The organism is Pseudomonas sp. GW821-FHT09E04, assembly GCF_059416185.1.
Genome location: NZ_JBWKOR010000001.1, coordinates 341,216 through 357,350 on the forward strand (window position 1 = coordinate 341,216; position 16,135 = coordinate 357,350).

Here is a 16,135-nt window from a genome sequence, read left to right on the forward strand (position 1 = left end):
CACTGCTTCTTGTTTGGGTCAGTCAGCGACCCGGATGCTCAGGGTGTTAGCCATTCGGTTCCCCACCCCGGCACTCTGGTTCACCTGGATTACCCCTCGGCTGCCGGTGAAGGCCTGATCACTTGTCGTGACCTGGCGACTGCCGGGTGAGGTACCAGTTGCTCCTGAGCTCGGTAACAACGCCACGTTCTGTTGGGAAAGGGCGCTATCGTCAACGCTCTGCGGCGCAGCACTGATGCTGATGCGCATGGCGTTGGCCATCTGGTTGTTGGCCCCGGAACCCTGGTTCACGCCCAGTGCACCGTTGCCGTTACTGAATGAGGTACCGCCGATGGTGGAGCTCGCGTTGATCGAGCGGTCGGCGGGGGTATCGAGTTTCTGGTGAATGGTGGTGGTGGCGCTGGCCGACGTGCCGATGGCAATCGACTTGACGTTGGTCTGTTGCTGTTGGTCGCCGGCGGCCTGGTTGACGTTGAAGTTGCCGTTGTACTGCACGCCGGAGTTCTGAATGTTGGCGCTGTCCACGGCGCTCGGATCGGCCATGACGCTGGTGCAGCCAAGCAGAGCAAGCAGGAGCAGGGAACGATTCATCTTATTGGCCTCCGGCCATGCGGGTCAGCGGAGCCAGACCGGTGCTGAGGGAGCGGTTGATGGTGTTGGAAATCGTGCCACCGCTACCGCCGCCATGACCGGCTCCCATGCCGGGCAGACCGTTTGGATTGGTCAAGACGTTGGTGCCGGGCAGGCTTGACCCTACGGCCATGTTTCCGCGAATGGATGCGCCACTGGCTACACTGGCAAATTCACCGTCACTGAGTTCGGTGCTGGTCATTGCCTGGTCGATACGACCCGATGGGTTGGCATTCACGGTGGTCGGGTAAGGGTCTTTGCCGGGAGCGCTGCGTCCGATGGGGATGGGCTGGACGTCGCGATTGAGCACGATCACGCCATTGCCTTCGGCCTGAACGTTGAAACTGAGGAAAGTGCTGGCAGCTGATCCGATCAGCAGAAGGCAAGTGAAGGCTTTATTGAAATTTCCCACGGCGGCAATTCCTTCTTCAGTGGGCTGGGCCTGGTCAGCGTTGTGAAGGAGAGAGCGAAAGCTGTGCCGCTTTTTAAATATTCAAGGATCTCAATGGGTTGGATGGATGGCGTGCAGCCTTGATACAAAAGCTGTTTCACGATTGAAACAACCCTCTGTCGGTGCGGGTGGCTATAGTCGTTGCAAAGCTCTGGAACAAGGGTTTGCGAGCATGTGTTTCACAGGCGTAACAAGTCGGGTGACAAAGCGATGAAGGCCGTTGAGACGGGCACTTTGCACCCGAGGGAGTGTTTCAGGATCGGACACTTTGCCCCCAAAGCAGGGGAAACCGACCCGGGAAACGGGGTCAGCCTTGCAGCAGGTTTCGCACGGCGTCGAAAGCTTGAATCTGCCGTGCGGCCCAGTCGCCCTGAATGATCCGGACCGGTTGGCGATGCTGCTCCAGCCAGGCCTTTGTGGCGTTGTAGAACGCCAGTCGTTCACTCAGTTGCGGCTGGCAGCGTTGGCCATCGTCAGTCCAGTCGATCTGCTCCGGGGAGAGCAACAGGTGCAGGTCGTAATGGCGGGCCAAAAGCTCTGTTTCCAACCAGGCCGGGCACTCGCCGAACAATGTCTGGCTCCACAGCATATTGCTCAGCAGGTGCGTGTCGAGGATCAGCAGCGGCGGTTGTTGCGCTCGTGCGTCGTCTTCCCATAGCAACTGGCCGCGAGCGATCTCGGGGATATCGGCGAGGCAGGTGTCCCGTGGATTCTGCTCGATGAACCAGCGCACGTACTCGTCCACCTGCAGGCCGCCGAACTGTTGCTGAAGACCGGCCGCCAGCCAGCTCTTGCCGCTGGACTCCGGCCCGGTGAGGACGACGACTTTCATGTGCGCAACGCCGGATCGGCGCGCCATTCCCGCCAGCCCAGCACCGCGATCAGGGTGAACAAGGCGTACAACGCAGCGGTGAGGTAAAGCGCCTTATAAAGGAACAGGCCGACGAAGATCACATCCAGCACGAACCACAATGCCCAGCATTGCAGGCGCTTGTGGGCCATCCAGAATTGCGCGACGAGGCTGAAACCGGTCAGTACGGCGTCGAGCCAGGGTTGCGCGGCATCGGTCCAGTGCGCCATGGCGGCGCCCAGCAGCAGACTGCCGACGCTGCCGATGGCCAGCCCTTTGAGGATTGAAGGCGTGTCGAGCCGGCTGACCTGACGGCCGTCATGCATCGTCCCGGCCCGGGTCCATTGCCACCAGCCGTAGACTTGCAGGGCGGCGTAAACCACCTGCAGCAACATGTCCGAATACAGCTTCACCTCGAAGAAGACCCAGCTGTAGAGCAACACCATGACCAGCCCGATCGGCCAGCACCAGGGATTCTGTTTGACCGTCAGCCAGACGGCGATCACACCGAGGGCGGCGGCAAACAGTTCGAGCCCGGACATGCAAGATCCTTGGAGGGAATAAAAGAGGGGGCGGATTGTACCCAAAAACCTGTGGGAGTGAGCCTCCCACAGGGCAACAACGTCAGACGCGGAACTGGCGCAGCAATCCGTTCAACTGCTCGCTCAACTGGCCCAGCCGCACACTGGCGGCACTCGACTGCTCAGCGGCCATTGCGGTGCTGTGGGACAGGCCGGCGGCCTGGGTGACGTTCTGGTTGATGTCCTCGACCACGTGCGCCTGTTGCAGGGTCGCACTGGCGATCGACGCGTTCAGGCCGTTGAGGTTGCGCAGCGCCTGGCCGATGGCATTCAGGCTCGCACCGGCCAGTCCGGCCTGCTCGATGGTCAGTTGTGAAGCCTTGCTGCTGTCACCGATCACTTTCACGGCGGCTTCGGAATGGTTTTGCAGACGCTCGATCATCGACTGGATTTCCGCCGTGGATTTCTGCGTGCGTTGCGCCAGCAGGCGGACCTCATCGGCCACCACCGCAAAACCTCGCCCCTGTTCGCCGGCGCGGGCGGCTTCGATGGCCGCGTTGAGCGCCAGCAGATTGGTCTGTTCGGCAATCGAGCGGATTACCTCCAGAACGCTGCCGATCTGCGTGCTTTCGGTCGCCAGCGTACGAATCACCTCGACCGCCTGATCGATGGTGCCGGACAGTTTGTCGATCTGTTGCAGGCTGCCGTCGATGTTGATCTGGCCCTGTTGCGCCTGAGCCTCGGCATCGCGCATTTCGTTGGCGGCATGCTCGGCGTTCTTCGCCACATCCTGCACGCCGTAAGTGACTTCATTGATGGCGGTCGCCACCAGTTCCATCTGCTGCGACTGTTGCTGGCTGCGCTGCTGAGCCTGGTTCGCGTCATTGCCCAGTTCAGTGGAGGACTGGCCCAGCGCGCTGGCCGACACCTGCAAATCGCCGATCACCCGGCGCAGCTTGGCGGTGAAGGCATTGAAGTGATGCGCCAACTGCGTGACTTCGTCCTGACCGTGGGTGTCGAGGCTGCGGGTCAGGTCGCTTTCGCCGCTGGCGATGTTGGCCATGGCGTTCACGGTTTCCTGCAACGGGCGGACGATGCTGCGGGCAATCAGGATCACCAGCACGCCCATGATCAGTGCGATCACCAGGCCGACGACGGAAGCCTTGATCACCTGGCCCTGAAACTCGGCCTGTACATCGTCGACGTACACGCCGGAACCCAGTACCCAGCCCCATGGCTCGAACAGTTTCACGTAGGAGGTCTTGGCCACCGGTTCACTGGCACCGGGTTTCGGCCAACGGTAGTCGACCATGCCGGCGCCCTTGGACTTGGCGATGGCAACCATCTCGTTGAACACCGCAAAACCGTCCGGATCGCGGATCGCCGAGAGGTTCTGGCCTTCAAGCTTGGGATTGGTCGGGTGCATGACCATCACGGGTGTGAGGTCGTTGATCCAGAAGTAATCGTTCTGGTCATAACGCAGGCCGCGAATCGCGGTCAGTGCCTGCTTCTGGGCGGCGTCGCGGGTCAGGGTTCCGGCCGCTTCCAGGCCCTGGTAATAGGTCAGCAAACCGCTGGCGGTCTGCACCACATGCTGGGTTTTCTGGGCCTTGGCGTGATACAGGTCATCGTGGATCTGCTTGAGCATCAACAGGCCCAGGGTCAGCAGCATGACCACCGCCACAATCAAGATGAGCCACAAGCGTCGGCTGATCGACACACTGCGCAAGCTGTTCATAACGCTGTCACTCCGATTTCTTTTTCTTGTAATAAATCACCGCCAGCATCCAACCACGTTTCCATGGCCGGGCATACGCGACCCAAGTCGTAGAACGCGGCAGCGCTATTACGGCTTGTCTGATAGGATTTCGGCCCCGCGCGTGAAAACCTGAACCCAAGTTGCCATTTCACGGAATTTTGACTGTTTCGTGTGGATCCTTTGCGCGCGGAATCGGTACAGCAACAAACAGCTACGCTGAACGCAGTGAACGTAAAAAAATACTATCGGGGCATGCCGCTGAGCATCGCTCTTTGGGGGATTGATGGATCTTTGGACCGCCTTGCAGGCACTGATTCTTGGAGTTGTAGAAGGGCTGACGGAGTTTTTGCCCATTTCCAGTACCGGACACCAGATCATTGTCGCCGACCTGCTGAACTTCGGTGGCGAACGCGCCATGGCGTTCAACATCATCATCCAGCTCGGCGCGATTCTCGCGGTGGTCTGGGAGTTTCGCCGCAAGATTCTCGACGTGGTCATCGGTTTGCCGACTCAGCCGAGTGCGCGACGCTTTACCGCCAACCTGCTGATCGCCTTCCTGCCCGCCGTGGTGCTGGGCGTGATCTTTGCCGATCTGATTCACAAGTACCTGTTCAACCCGGTCACCGTGGCGACGGCGCTGGTGGTGGGCGGCATCATCATGTTGTGGGCCGAGCGTCGGCAGCATGAAGTGCACGCCGAAACCGTGGACGAGATCACCTGGAAAGATGCACTGAAGGTCGGCTTTGCCCAATGCCTGGCGATGATCCCGGGCACCTCGCGCTCCGGCTCGACCATCATCGGCGGCCTGTTGTTCGGCCTGTCACGCAAGACCGCCACCGAGTTCTCGTTCTTCCTGGCGATGCCGACCATGGTCGGTGCGGCGGTGTACTCGGGCTACAAGTACCGCCAGCTGTTCGTGCCGGCTGACTTCCCGGTGTTTGCCATCGGTTTTGTCACGGCGTTCATTTTCGCCATGATCGCTGTTCGCGGCTTGCTGAAGTTCATCGCCAGCCACAGCTACGCGGCCTTCGCCTGGTACCGGATCGTTTTCGGCCTGTTGATTCTGGCGACCTGGCAATTCGGCTGGGTGGACTGGGCGGCGGCCAAGGCATGAGTGACTCCCGCGCGCGCCGGCCGGATCGCGGTCCTTCCGGTGGCAGCATCCAGCATCTGAAGTTGAAGCTGATGGTGTTGCTGATCGTCTGTGCGTTGCCGCTGTTCGGTTCGCTGTCGATGTGGCTGCGCGGAATCTCACTGGTACCGCTGACGGCCTACGGAATTGTCAGCGTGCTGGCGTTCTTCCTGTACTGGGCCGACAAGCGCAAAGCTCGCGCCGAGGCCTGGCGCACCCCGGAGAACGTCCTGCACGCCGTGGAACTGGCGGGCGGCTGGCCGGGTGCGTTGATCGCCCAGCAAGTATTCCGGCACAAGACGCGCAAGGTGTCGTTTCAGATTCTGTTCTGGGTGATTGTCGCGCTGCACCAGGTGTTCTGGATCGATCAGTTGTTCCTCGGCTCGAACCTGTTGGCGCTGGGTTAGGGCTACAGCAGCAAACCCACCTGGGTTTTCTTCGGCAGCTTGCTCACCACCAACTGGTGGGAACGTTGCAGCAACCCTCGCAGTTCCTCGGCGCCCAAAGGGTAGGGCGGGTGCATGATGATCCACTGCGCCCGTGCCAGATACGGCGCCGGGTGAATGCCCGGCCGGTCGCAATGACCGAGAAACAGATCCTTGTCGACCTTGAACGCCAGCGACTCACCGCGCAGCCCCTGCAGGGCGAACATCTTGTTGCCGGCAATCGAAAACACCCGCACGCCGCCCCATTTGTAGTCTTCTTGAGCGCCGGGCAATGCCAGGCAAAAATCCGCGACGTCCGCTTCGCTCAACTTTCCTTGTTTCATAACAATCGCTCTCCACAGGCATTAAACGACTCAACCAGATGATCGATCCAGGCACGCACCGCCGGCATCACTCCTCGCCGGTGCGGATACACCGCTTGCAACCAGCCGCCGGGCAATGACCATTCCGGCAGCAACTGCACCAGCGTGCCGTTGTTCAGTTCCGCTTCGCAATACATCATCGGCAGCAGGGTGAAACCCTGGCCGGCCAGCACGCAGGCCTTGCGCACGATAAAATCGTCGATCCCCAGCCGGGCTTCCAGCGCCAGATCGCAACTCTTGCCGTGCTGATCGAGCAGGCGCACATGCACCATGCGATCGGCTTCCAGTGCGCCCAGCACCGGCAGGTTTTTCAGATCCTGCGGGTGATTGATTTCCAGACCCTCTATAAAAGAGGGGCTTGCCACGACCACCATTTGCGCCTGGCGCAAACGGCGGGTGACCAGCATCGGCTCTTCGGTGCCGTGCTCGCGCACGCGCAGGGCCACGTCGATGCCTTCGGTGATCAGATCGACCCGGCGATTGATCAGGGTGACTTCCAGTTGCACCTGAGGGTACTTGCCCAGGAAGTTGCTGATCACCATCGGCAGCATTTCATGGGCAAGCCCCGTCGGGCTCGAAACCCGCAGACGTCCACGGGGCTCGCTGGACATACTGGCCACCGTCTCATCAGCCATTTCCGCTTCCAGCAGCATCGCCTGACAGTGGCGCAAATAGCGCTCGCCAACCGCAGTCAGCTTCAGTTGGCGGGTGGTGCGTTGCAGCAAGCGCGCGCCGAGGCGTTCTTCCAGTTCGGCGATCCGCCGCGAGAGTCGCGACTTGGGAATGCCCAGCAAACGGCCGGCAGCGGCGAATCCGCCGGCCTCGACCACTTTGGCAAAATAGTAGAGATCGTTGAGGTCTTGCATGGGGAAATCCGACTGTTCTATCAGTGGGACAAACTATCGCATTGTTGCCGTCTAATCAGCTATTGGTTTCGTAGGTAGGATTGTCTCCATTCCGTCGCCACCGGCGATTCTTTCCAGGAGATTCCAAATGAAACTGCTGCACATCGATTCGAGCATTCTGGGCGACAACTCCGCTTCCCGTCAGCTGAGCACCGAAGTTGTCAAAGCCTGGCAAGCCGCTGAGCCAGCTGCTGTCGTGACCTATCGCGACCTGGCTGCAGACGCCATCAGCCACTTTTCGTCGACCACTCTGGTCGCCGCCGGCACCACCGCTGAACTGCGCAACGCCGCACAACAGCACGAAGCCGAGCTGAGCGCCACCACCCTGGCCGAATTCATCGCCGCTGACGCCATCGTCGTTGCCGCGCCGATGTACAACTTCACCGTTCCAACCCAGCTCAAGGCCTGGATCGACCGCATCGCCGTCGCCGGCCAGACCTTCCGCTACACCGAAGCCGGCCCTGAAGGCCTGTGCGGTGGCAAGAAAGTCGTGATCGTCTCCACCTCGGGCGGCATTCACGCCGGTCAGGCTTCGGGCGTTGCTCACGAAGACTACCTGAAACTGGTGTTCGGCTTCCTCGGCATCACCGACATCGAAATCGTCCGTGCCGAAGGCCTGGCCTACGGCGAAGAAGTTCGCAACAACGCCATGAGCGCGGCTCACACCCGTATCAGCGAGCAACTGTTCGCCGCTGCGTAAGGCTTTCGTAAAGAACAGCTCTCGTTCAGGCAATACCCAAAAAACTCTGTATTCTGGTTCTGCAAGGGCCAGATACGGAGTTTTTTGTTTCCGACTGTTACATAATCTGGCCCGGGTTATGCAGTCTGATGATCAACGTCTGAGTGCAACGCCGCGCCGGATCACCGAACCTCGGAGTTTCGGGCGTCGTAACACAACGGATCTTTCGATTGAGTAACAACAGGGTGGGGCATCCCATGATGCGTCTTTGTGCAACGTTACTGATTTGCCTGCTCGGCAGCCTGAATTCAGTGCACGCAGCCCCCGGCCAGCACCCGCGCTGGAGCGTCGGTTATCACGAGATGACGTTCCTCGACCCGCTCGACCTGCAACCGATGCGCGCCATCGCGTTCTACCCCTCCACCGACCGCGAACACATGAGCCTGCTTGAGGGTTACTCGGTCGAAGCCGGCGAAGACACCAAGGTCGCCCTCGGCCGCTTTCCGATGCTGATGCTGTCCCACGGCAATACCGGCACGCCACTGGCGCTACACGACCTCGCCACGTCGCTGGCCCGCAAGGGCTTTGTGGTGGTCGCGGTGATTCATCCCGGCGACAACTCCAAGGATCACAGCCGCCTCGGTACCTTGAGCAACCTCTATGGGCGCCCGATCCAGATTTCCGAAGCCATTACCGCCACCCTCGGCGACCGCATGCTTGCACCGTTCGTGAACGCCGATCAGGTCGGCGTGATCGGTTATTCGGCGGGGGGCGAGACCGCGTTGATTCTTTCCGGCGCGCAGCCTGACCTGGATCGCCTGCGCCGTTACTGCCAGGAACGTCCGGACGACCGCGACGCCTGCAACACCCAGGGCGAGCTGATCGTTGATCGCGATGACTTGCAGCCGGTGGCCGATCCGCGCGTGCATGCGTTGCTGCTGATGGCGCCGCTGAGCCTCAAGTTTGGTCGTCACACCCTGGCCGACGTGCATGTGCCGGTGCTGCTGTACAGCGGCGACGGCGACAAACTGGTGGCCTTCGACAAGAACGCCGCCGCCCTGGCGCGCAAACTGCCGACTGCGCCGGACTTCAAGTTACTGGCCGGGGCAGGGCACTTCGTGTTCATGGCGCCGTGCAATGAAGAGCAGATTCGTGCGATGCCGGCCCTTTGCACTGATGCCGATGGCGTGGATCGCGAAGACATTCACCGCAACCTGATTTCCGAGGCCGGGCGGTTCTTCTCCCATGCGCTGGGCAAACCGGATCGGGCGGGGATGCAGACGGCGGATCAGTAAAGGCTCAGGCCATCGCCCGACGCTTGAGCCACAACGTCAACGCCAGTCCGGTCACGGACAGCAGCGCTGCGATCAGGAAAATCCACGAATACCCCAGATTCAACGCCACCGCGCCCATCAACGGCCCGGCAATCGCCAGCGCCAGATCGAAAAACACCGCGTAGGCACTCAGCCCGGCCCCGCGGCTGGAGTTCGGCACTTGCTTGATCGCTTCAACCCCCAGCGCCGGATACACCAGCGACAGGCCAAACCCGGCCAGGCCAGCGCCAATCAGTGCATACCCGGTCGACGGTGCGAGCCACAGCAGCAACAGGCCGACGGTCTCGATGCCCATGCAGGCGATGGCTGAAGCAAAGCCGCCAAATCGAGCGATGGCGGAAATGAATAGCAGCCGCGACAGGATGAAGCACACGCCGAACACCGTCAGGCAGTACGCCGCACCGGTCCAGCCGCGATTGAGGTAATAAAGGGTGATGAAGGTGGTCAGGGTGCCGTAACCGATCGAGGCCAGGCTCAAACTGGCGCCAAATGGCGCTATCCGCCCGAACACCGCCCAGAATGGCAAACGCTCGCCACGCACCACCGGCACCGAAGGTTTGTTGCGGATCAACAGCAGGGCACCGGCCGCCAGTACCGATAATGCGATCCCCAGGCTGGTAAAACCGTAATCGGCCACCATCAGCACGCCCAGCGGTGCGCCGATCGCAATGGCGCCGTACGAGGCAATGCCGTTCCAGCCGATGGAGCGGGCGGTGTGTTCCGCGCCCACCTGGCCCATGCACCAACTGATGGTGCCGACACCAATCAAACCCTGCGCAATGCCGAGCAGCAAACGCCCGGCGATCAAAATGATCAGGCTCGCGAGCGGGAAGTCCTGCAGCAGTGTGGAAATCAGTGTCAGCAAGCCGCTGAGCACAATCCCCGACAAGCCATAAACGATCGCCCGTTTGGTCCCGACGGTATCTGACATGCGCCCGGCCATCGGCCGGCTGAGCAGGGTGGCCAGGTACTGCGAGCCAATCACCAGCCCCGCAACGATAGCGCTGAAACCCAATTGCTCATGTACATAGCCGGGCAACACCGCAATCGGCAGACCGATGCAGAGGAAGGCAATAAAGGTATAGAAAACGATGGAGACGATCTGCAGGGTGATCGCCATGGAGCTTTGCGGTGGCTGTTGCTGCGCAGACATGAGGACTCGTTCGCGGGCGGCGGTGGGAGAGTCCGCATCATGGCGTGGTGCTGAAATAAAAGGAAGCAGGCTAACTATTTTTCCTCGGCGCAAAAAAAAAGCCCTGTCACAAGGACAGGGCTTTCCGTTTACAGCTCGAATCGACTCAGAACACTACGCCTTGGCTGCGCAGGTAATCGTCGTAGGTGCCGCTGAAGTCGGTCACGCCGTTCGGGCTCAGCTCGATGATGCGCGTGGCCAGGGACGATACGAACTCACGGTCGTGGCTGACGAAAATCAGCGTGCCCGGGTAGTTTTCCAGCGCCAGGTTCAGCGCCTCGATCGATTCCATGTCCAGGTGGTTGGTCGGTTCGTCCATGATCAGCACGTTCGGCTTTTGCAGGATCAGCTTGCCGAACAGCATGCGACCTTGCTCACCACCGGAGATCACCTTCACCGACTTGAGGATCTCGTCGTTGGAGAACAGCATCCGGCCCAAAGTGCCGCGAATCATTTGCTCGCCCTGAGTCCACTGACCCATCCAGTCGAACAGGGTGACGTCGTCTTCGAAGTCGTGAGCGTGGTCCTGAGCGTAGTAGCCCAGTTCGGCGGCGTCGGTCCACTTGATGCTACCGGCATCCGGCGTCAGTTCGTTGACCAGGGTGCGCAGCAGGGTGGTCTTGCCGATACCGTTCGGGCCGATGATCGCAACGCGCTCGCCAGCTTCAACCTGGAAGCTGAAGTCCTTGAACAGCGGCTTGCCGTCGAAGCCTTTGGCCATGTGCTCGACGATGACCGCCTGGCGGTGCAGCTTCTTGTTCTGGTCGAAGCGGATGAACGGGCTCACCCGGCTCGAAGGCTTGACTTCGGCCAGCTGGATCTTGTCGATCGCCTTGGCGCGGGAAGTGGCCTGCTTGGCTTTCGAGGCGTTGGCCGAGAAGCGGCTGACGAACGATTGCAGTTCCGAGATCTGCGCTTTCTTCTTGGCGTTGTCCGACAGCAACTGCTCGCGGGACTGGGTCGCCACGGTCATGTATTCGTCGTAGTTGCCCGGGAACAGGCGCAGCTCACCGTAGTCCAGGTCAGCCATGTGAGTGCACACGCTGTTCAGGAAGTGACGGTCGTGGGAGATGATGATCATCAGGCTGTTACGCTGGGTCAGAACGTTTTCCAGCCAGCGAATGGTGTTGATGTCCAGGTGGTTGGTCGGTTCGTCGAGCAACAGCACTTCCGGATCGGAAAACAGTGCCTGCGCCAGCAACACGCGCAGTTTCCAGCCCGGCGACACTTCGCTCATCGGGCCGAAGTGTTGCTCGATGCCGATCCCCAGGCCCAGCAACAATTCGCCGGCACGGGATTCGGCGGTGTAGCCGTCCATTTCAGCGAATTCGGTTTCCAGTTCGGCCACGGCCATGCCGTCTTCTTCGCTCATTTCCGGCAGCGAGTAGATGCGATCGCGCTCGGCCTTGACCTTCCACAGCTCTTCGTGACCCATGATCACGGTGTCGATCACGGTGAATTCTTCGTAGGCGAACTGGTCCTGGCGCAGCTTACCCAGACGCACGTTCGGCTCGAGCATGACCTGACCGCCGGACGGATCGAGATCGCCGCCGAGGATTTTCATGAAGGTCGACTTGCCGCAACCGTTGGCGCCGATGAGGCCGTAACGGTTACCCGCGCCGAATTTGACCGAAACGTTTTCGAATAGCGGCTTGGCGCCGAACTGCATCGTGATGTTAGCTGTGGAGATCAATTGCTTTACCTATCAATGGGTTGCGAGCCGCACATCTGGCGCTTGGGCCATTCCTGGGGCATTTTGGAGCTTTTCCATCTCTCCCCGGTCGCCACTGGAATTGAGCCAGCGGGCATAGGTCGAGAGCAGCATCTGGACGCTGTGTCCAAGCTGTTGGGCTATAAAGGCGGGATTCATGCCAGACATTACGCATATTGTCGCATAAGTATGACGGCAGTTGTACGGCGGCCGATAACGAACCTTCAGCCTTTCCAGCGCAGGGCCCCATCGTTTGTACAGATCCGACGTCTGCTTGATGTCTTCACTCTTCCTGGAAGGCCGGAACACGCAGAGCTTAGTCTCGACCTTGCCAATCCCCTTGGCGCGTCGGTGGGTGTTCTGGCGGGCAAGCTCGAGCGCGTGGGGTGCGCGTTCGTTCAGTAGCACAAACCGATCCTTGCCGGTTTTGATTCGTTCCTCGAGCATGCCGTAGCCCAAGGAAACCCTGAAGGCAAATAGCAAAAATAACTGCCCACAGAAAGGGGCAGTCAGGGATGTTGTGTTTCGGCTTCGGTTGTCAGGCCAGCAGATACGCAATAGATGCGATGGTGGCAGCGTATGCTGTTAGTGAGTAGTAAAAGATGGAGTGCTGAGCTTTTTTGAGATCATCTTTTGTAACCATTTGCAGGAGAATTGAATTTGCTTTTTCTGTGGCTTCATTTGTTTTGATAGATGTCAGGTTTAGCTTTTCCTGGATTTTCTCAAGAATGGCTGCCTGATTTTTGGCTGGAGTAACATCGTGGATTAATGCCGCCTTTGCTCTTTGGCGAATGGACAGCGGGGCGCTTTCATCCAGAGCGATCGAAGAGGCGAAAGCGACAACGGATTCGGGTTGTAAAATATCTGCGGTTGCTGCGTTATTGGTTAAGTTAATCTTGCCTGTGAGTGACCCGACTTCTTGATTCATTTAATGCCCACTCCTTGAGCGATGTTTCTAGCGTATTAATATTTCGCATCCCCGCTTTCATGCGGTCAGGATGCTTTCCGGTGGGCATCATAACGTGATGTCAGGCATACGTCGCGACAACTTGCTTGACCCTTTCAAGGGATGTAAAAGCAATGCATTCTCACCCACTTTATATGTGAGGTGTTGCTGTCTCCGCTTGTCGCTTGTGGTTGAACTGGATGTCACTGCGCGAGTCCTAGAGGGCAGTAAAATCAACCCTTGTGGATGCCATCATGCGTTTAAAAAAGAAAAACCTCGTTGTCGTCATGTCGTGCGTAATGATGTTTGCGGCGGCGCCGTTATTGCCTGCTGAACTGTCCATCGTGGCTTCTGCCTTTGCCAAGGATGGTGGTGGTCATGGCGGTGGTGGTGGCGGTGGCGGTGGCGGTGGCGGAGCAGGTGGCGGTGGCAGTCACGGCGGCGGTGTTGGCGGTGCTGGACATGGAGGCGACAGTGCCGGGCACTCAGCCAGCGCCTCCAGCAATGGCCGCGCCGAAGGCCAGGAGGCGGACCATGCCGGCAGGGCCGTTCGCGATCACGGCGTGAGTGGCCAACACACCGGACGTGATCACAACACTGACCGTGGGCACGGAACAGCGACCTCGGGTGTCGCGCACTCTAAAGCCACACGGGGCTTGTCGAAGGCCACGGCGATCTCGGCCACAACACCGGGCGATCACAACACCAAGGGATTGAGCAAGGCCAGCCTTTCAACCTCCAAATAAACGCGGTTCGCTACTCACCAGGCCTTCGTACTACGTTGAGCGTTTGGCCTGGCGGTACACCCTGATCGCGCGTCTTCCTTTCCAGCACTCTTGTCCAGGCACCCGCGCCATCTATACGTTGTGGCGCGGGTTTTCGCTCGTCTGGTAAAAAAACGATGAGTCCAGCGCCTGAATGCTCAGAGGCAAACTCTGCAGCGCCTCTCTGATTTCCTCGATATCGTTCCAGGAGATCCAATCCTCAAGTTTCAGTCAGGTGCCGCATCTGGCCCGCTGTCTCCACGTCCTCTCGTCAATCTCGATCTGCTGTAGCGCTGATGCGACAGGCGCGGCTCACCCGTGTGAAGCCGACGTGGTCGCCATTTGGCAGATTCAGCGGACAGTTTTTCACAGATGAGGTTCACCTTTGGTTACAAAGTATGGCTAAAATGCCATCCGATCACCCAATAGCCGCTAACGGCATGGGCTCAAGGAAGTGCCACCGGGATAGTATTTGTATTCATGCCACTGCATCAGACCCTGGGCCACCGGCCGGCAGGCGCGCAGTTTGTTCACTTTTGACGTGTGACGATTTCCGTGAAACTCATCATTGCTGCTATTTATGTCATTTCCATTGCATACGTTCACCTGCGTGGTCGTGTGCGCCACAAACTGGGCCGCCAGCTGAGCGATCACTCGACGTTCCTGGCCCCGATCAACTGCTTCCTTTATCTGTTTTCGAAGAATCCGAACAAACCCTACCTCGATCCGAAGGATTTCCCGGATCTGAGCCCGTTGCAGGCTCATTGGGAGGAAATCCGTGAGGAAGGGCAGAAGCTGCTGCGTGCCGGCGAGATCAAGCGTTCCAACCAGTACGACGATGTCGGTTTCAACTCCTTTTTCAAGACCGGCTGGAAGCGCTTCTACCTGAAATGGTACGGCGACAGCCACCCGTCGGCGTTGCAACTGTGCCCGCGCACCACTGAACTGGTGCAGAGCATCGGTTCGATCAAGGCGGCGATGTTCGCTGAACTGCCGCCCGGCTCGAAACTGGTGCGTCACCGCGACCCGTATGCCGGTTCCTACCGTTATCACCTGGGCCTGGAAACGCCGAACGACGCCGGTTGCTACATCAACGTCGATGGCGAGAACTATCACTGGCGCGACGGCGAGGCGGTGATGTTCGACGAGACCTACATTCACTACGCGGAAAACACCACCGACAAGAACCGCATCATTCTGTTCTGCGATGTCGAGCGTCCAATGAAGTACCGCTGGGCGGCCGCGTTCAACGGCTGGTTCAGCCGTACCGTGATGTCGGCCGCCGGTGCGCCGAACGATGCGGGCGACCGCACCGGCGGTATCAACCGCTTGTTTACCAAGATCTACAAGATTCGCCTGCGCGGCAAAGAGCTGAAAAAGCGCAATCGTAAGCTCTACTACCTGGAAAAGTGGGCGATCTTCGGCGGTCTGCTGGCGATCTTCATTCTGATCTGATGAATCGGGCGACTGTTGAAAGACAGTCGCCCGATTTTATTTACGAGGCCTTTTTGGTTTTTTTGGCCGTCGTTGTCTTGCTGGCTGCCTTGGCCTTCGATTTGGCGGTAGTCTTGCCACCCAGGCTGCGCTTGAGCAGCTCCGTCAGATCGATCACATCAGCAGATTTGCGCTCTTCTTCGCCGTCAACGGTCTCAACGTCCTCGATCTTGCCTTCATGGGCCTTCTTGTCCACCAGCGCCATGATCTTGTCTTCGAACGCGTCGGTGTAATCTTCGGGTTTCCAGTCGGCGCTCATGTCTTCAACAAGCCGTTTGGCCATGTCCAGCTCGGCTTTGGCCAGTTGCGGTTTGGTCACCTCGCTGCCCAGCGCCAGTTCATCGAGGCTGCGCACTTCCTGTGGCCAACGCAATTTCACCAACACCAGTGCCGACTCCAATGGCATCAACGCCGCCAGATACTGGCGTGTGTGTAGAACCACGCGGGCGAGGGCGACCTTTTGGGTTTTGCTCAGGGTTTCGCGCAATAACGCGTAGACCTTGCCACCGCGTTTGTCCGGGGCCAGGTAGTAGGGGGTGTCGATGTTTTGCAGCGGGATCTGCTCGCTGTCGACGAAGGCGAAGATGTCGATGGTTTGGGTCGAAACCGGGTGCGCCGAACGGATTTCCTCCTCGCTGAGCACCACATACCGACCTTTTTCGAACTGCACGCCTTTGACGATGTGCTCCTTGGTGACTTCCTTGCCGGTGACCTTGTTGACCCGTTTATAGCCGACCGGGTCCATGCTGCGGCTGTCCAGCCAGTCGAAATCCACGCCCCGGGATGAGGTTGCCGAGACCAGCGCCACGGGGATGTGCACCAGACCGAAACTGATTGCGCCTTTCCAGATTGCCCGAGCCATGGTGACGTTCTCCGAGTGATATTCGGGTGACCCGTGGCCCGGCGCAAAAGTTTCCACTGTCTTCGGGGGGAAGGCGGGAGGCAGGTCAAACCGTGTT

At 59.4% G+C, this 16,135-nt stretch carries 17 protein-coding genes and 1 pseudogene; 6 read left to right on the forward strand and 12 right to left on the reverse strand.

The window, feature by feature from the left end:
* Positions 1–18 precede the first annotated feature (18 nt).
* The 5 genes from fapB to AC07N4_RS01660 form a co-directional block, all read right to left on the reverse strand.
* Entirely contained in the window at positions 19–591 is a 573-nt protein-coding gene (gene fapB, locus AC07N4_RS01640; RefSeq protein WP_096820321.1) for a fibril amyloid subunit FapB, read from the reverse strand.
* A 1-nt stretch (position 592) separates the two neighbouring features.
* On the reverse strand, positions 593–1,042 hold the full coding sequence (gene fapA, locus AC07N4_RS01645) for a functional amyloid chaperone FapA (RefSeq protein WP_096820322.1): 450 nt from the start codon (positions 1,040–1,042) through the stop codon (positions 593–595).
* Positions 1,043–1,388: 346 nt separating this feature from the next.
* Positions 1,389–1,913, reverse strand: a complete 525-nt coding sequence (locus AC07N4_RS01650; RefSeq protein WP_102621333.1) for an AAA family ATPase — start codon at positions 1,911–1,913, stop codon at positions 1,389–1,391.
* Positions 1,910–2,473, reverse strand: coding sequence for a nicotinamide riboside transporter PnuC (gene pnuC, locus AC07N4_RS01655; RefSeq protein WP_493064786.1), 564 nt, complete (start codon positions 2,471–2,473; stop codon positions 1,910–1,912). The genes AC07N4_RS01650 and pnuC overlap by 4 nt, the downstream gene beginning before the upstream one ends.
* Before the next feature lie 82 nt (positions 2,474–2,555).
* Positions 2,556–4,190 carry a methyl-accepting chemotaxis protein gene (locus tag AC07N4_RS01660; protein ID WP_493064787.1) on the reverse strand — a complete coding sequence of 545 codons (1,635 nt, stop codon included), beginning with the start codon at positions 4,188–4,190 and terminating at the stop codon, positions 2,556–2,558.
* Positions 4,191–4,494: 304 nt separating this feature from the next.
* Here AC07N4_RS01660 and AC07N4_RS01665 point away from each other — a divergent pair, with 304 nt between their 5' ends.
* On the forward strand, positions 4,495–5,325 hold the full coding sequence (locus tag AC07N4_RS01665) for an undecaprenyl-diphosphate phosphatase (protein WP_493064788.1): 831 nt from the start codon (positions 4,495–4,497) through the stop codon (positions 5,323–5,325).
* Positions 5,322–5,750, forward strand: coding sequence for a DUF1294 domain-containing protein (locus AC07N4_RS01670; protein WP_493064789.1), 429 nt, complete (start codon positions 5,322–5,324; stop codon positions 5,748–5,750). Before AC07N4_RS01665 ends, AC07N4_RS01670 begins: the two co-directional genes overlap by 4 nt.
* 2 nt (positions 5,751–5,752) lie before the next feature.
* On the opposite strand, the gene AC07N4_RS01675 is transcribed toward AC07N4_RS01670, so the two are convergent.
* Together AC07N4_RS01675 and AC07N4_RS01680 are read right to left on the reverse strand one after the other, a co-directional pair.
* A complete protein-coding gene (locus AC07N4_RS01675; RefSeq protein WP_096820328.1) occupies positions 5,753–6,112 on the reverse strand; it encodes an MmcQ/YjbR family DNA-binding protein in 360 nt (119 codons plus the stop codon).
* Positions 6,109–7,017: a LysR substrate-binding domain-containing protein gene (locus tag AC07N4_RS01680; protein WP_096820329.1), complete on the reverse strand. Its 909-nt coding sequence runs from the start codon at positions 7,015–7,017 to the stop codon at positions 6,109–6,111. The genes AC07N4_RS01675 and AC07N4_RS01680 overlap by 4 nt, the downstream gene beginning before the upstream one ends.
* 127 nt (positions 7,018–7,144) lie before the next feature.
* Between AC07N4_RS01680 and AC07N4_RS01685 the strand changes: the two genes are divergently transcribed.
* Together AC07N4_RS01685 and AC07N4_RS01690 are read left to right on the forward strand one after the other, a co-directional pair.
* A complete protein-coding gene (locus AC07N4_RS01685; protein WP_096820330.1) occupies positions 7,145–7,756 on the forward strand; it encodes an FMN-dependent NADH-azoreductase in 612 nt (203 codons plus the stop codon).
* 236 nt (positions 7,757–7,992) lie between these two features.
* Entirely contained in the window at positions 7,993–9,030 is a 1,038-nt protein-coding gene (locus AC07N4_RS01690) for an alpha/beta hydrolase family protein (protein ID WP_102621329.1), read from the forward strand.
* A 4-nt stretch (positions 9,031–9,034) separates the two neighbouring features.
* On the opposite strand, the gene AC07N4_RS01695 is transcribed toward AC07N4_RS01690, so the two are convergent.
* From AC07N4_RS01695 to AC07N4_RS01710, 4 genes and pseudogenes are all read right to left on the reverse strand, one after another.
* The gene (locus tag AC07N4_RS01695; RefSeq protein WP_102621328.1) at positions 9,035–10,222 is read right to left on the reverse strand and encodes an MFS transporter; all 1,188 of its coding nucleotides are present in this window, start codon (positions 10,220–10,222) and stop codon (positions 9,035–9,037) included.
* A gap of 145 nt (positions 10,223–10,367) precedes the next feature.
* Complete coding sequence (locus tag AC07N4_RS01700; protein WP_096820333.1) at positions 10,368–11,954, reverse strand: ABC-F family ATPase; 1,587 nt, start codon at positions 11,952–11,954, stop codon at positions 10,368–10,370.
* 12 nt (positions 11,955–11,966) lie between these two features.
* A pseudogene (locus AC07N4_RS01705) lies at positions 11,967–12,431 on the reverse strand (tyrosine-type recombinase/integrase); the annotation flags it as partial.
* Between the two features lie 79 nt (positions 12,432–12,510).
* Positions 12,511–12,900 carry a hypothetical protein gene (locus AC07N4_RS01710; protein ID WP_102621326.1) on the reverse strand — a complete coding sequence of 130 codons (390 nt, stop codon included), beginning with the start codon at positions 12,898–12,900 and terminating at the stop codon, positions 12,511–12,513.
* 272 nt (positions 12,901–13,172) lie between these two features.
* On the opposite strand from AC07N4_RS01710, the gene AC07N4_RS01715 reads away from it, so the two are divergent.
* Entirely contained in the window at positions 13,173–13,664 is a 492-nt protein-coding gene (locus tag AC07N4_RS01715) for a hypothetical protein (protein WP_493064790.1), read from the forward strand.
* A 573-nt stretch (positions 13,665–14,237) separates the two neighbouring features.
* Entirely contained in the window at positions 14,238–15,137 is a 900-nt protein-coding gene (gene lpxO, locus AC07N4_RS01720; RefSeq protein ID WP_096820478.1) for a lipid A hydroxylase LpxO, read from the forward strand.
* A gap of 40 nt (positions 15,138–15,177) precedes the next feature.
* On the opposite strand, the gene ku is transcribed toward lpxO, so the two are convergent.
* On the reverse strand, positions 15,178–16,038 hold the full coding sequence (gene ku / locus AC07N4_RS01725) for a non-homologous end joining protein Ku (protein ID WP_493064791.1): 861 nt from the start codon (positions 16,036–16,038) through the stop codon (positions 15,178–15,180).
* Positions 16,039–16,135: the final 97 nt, after the last annotated feature.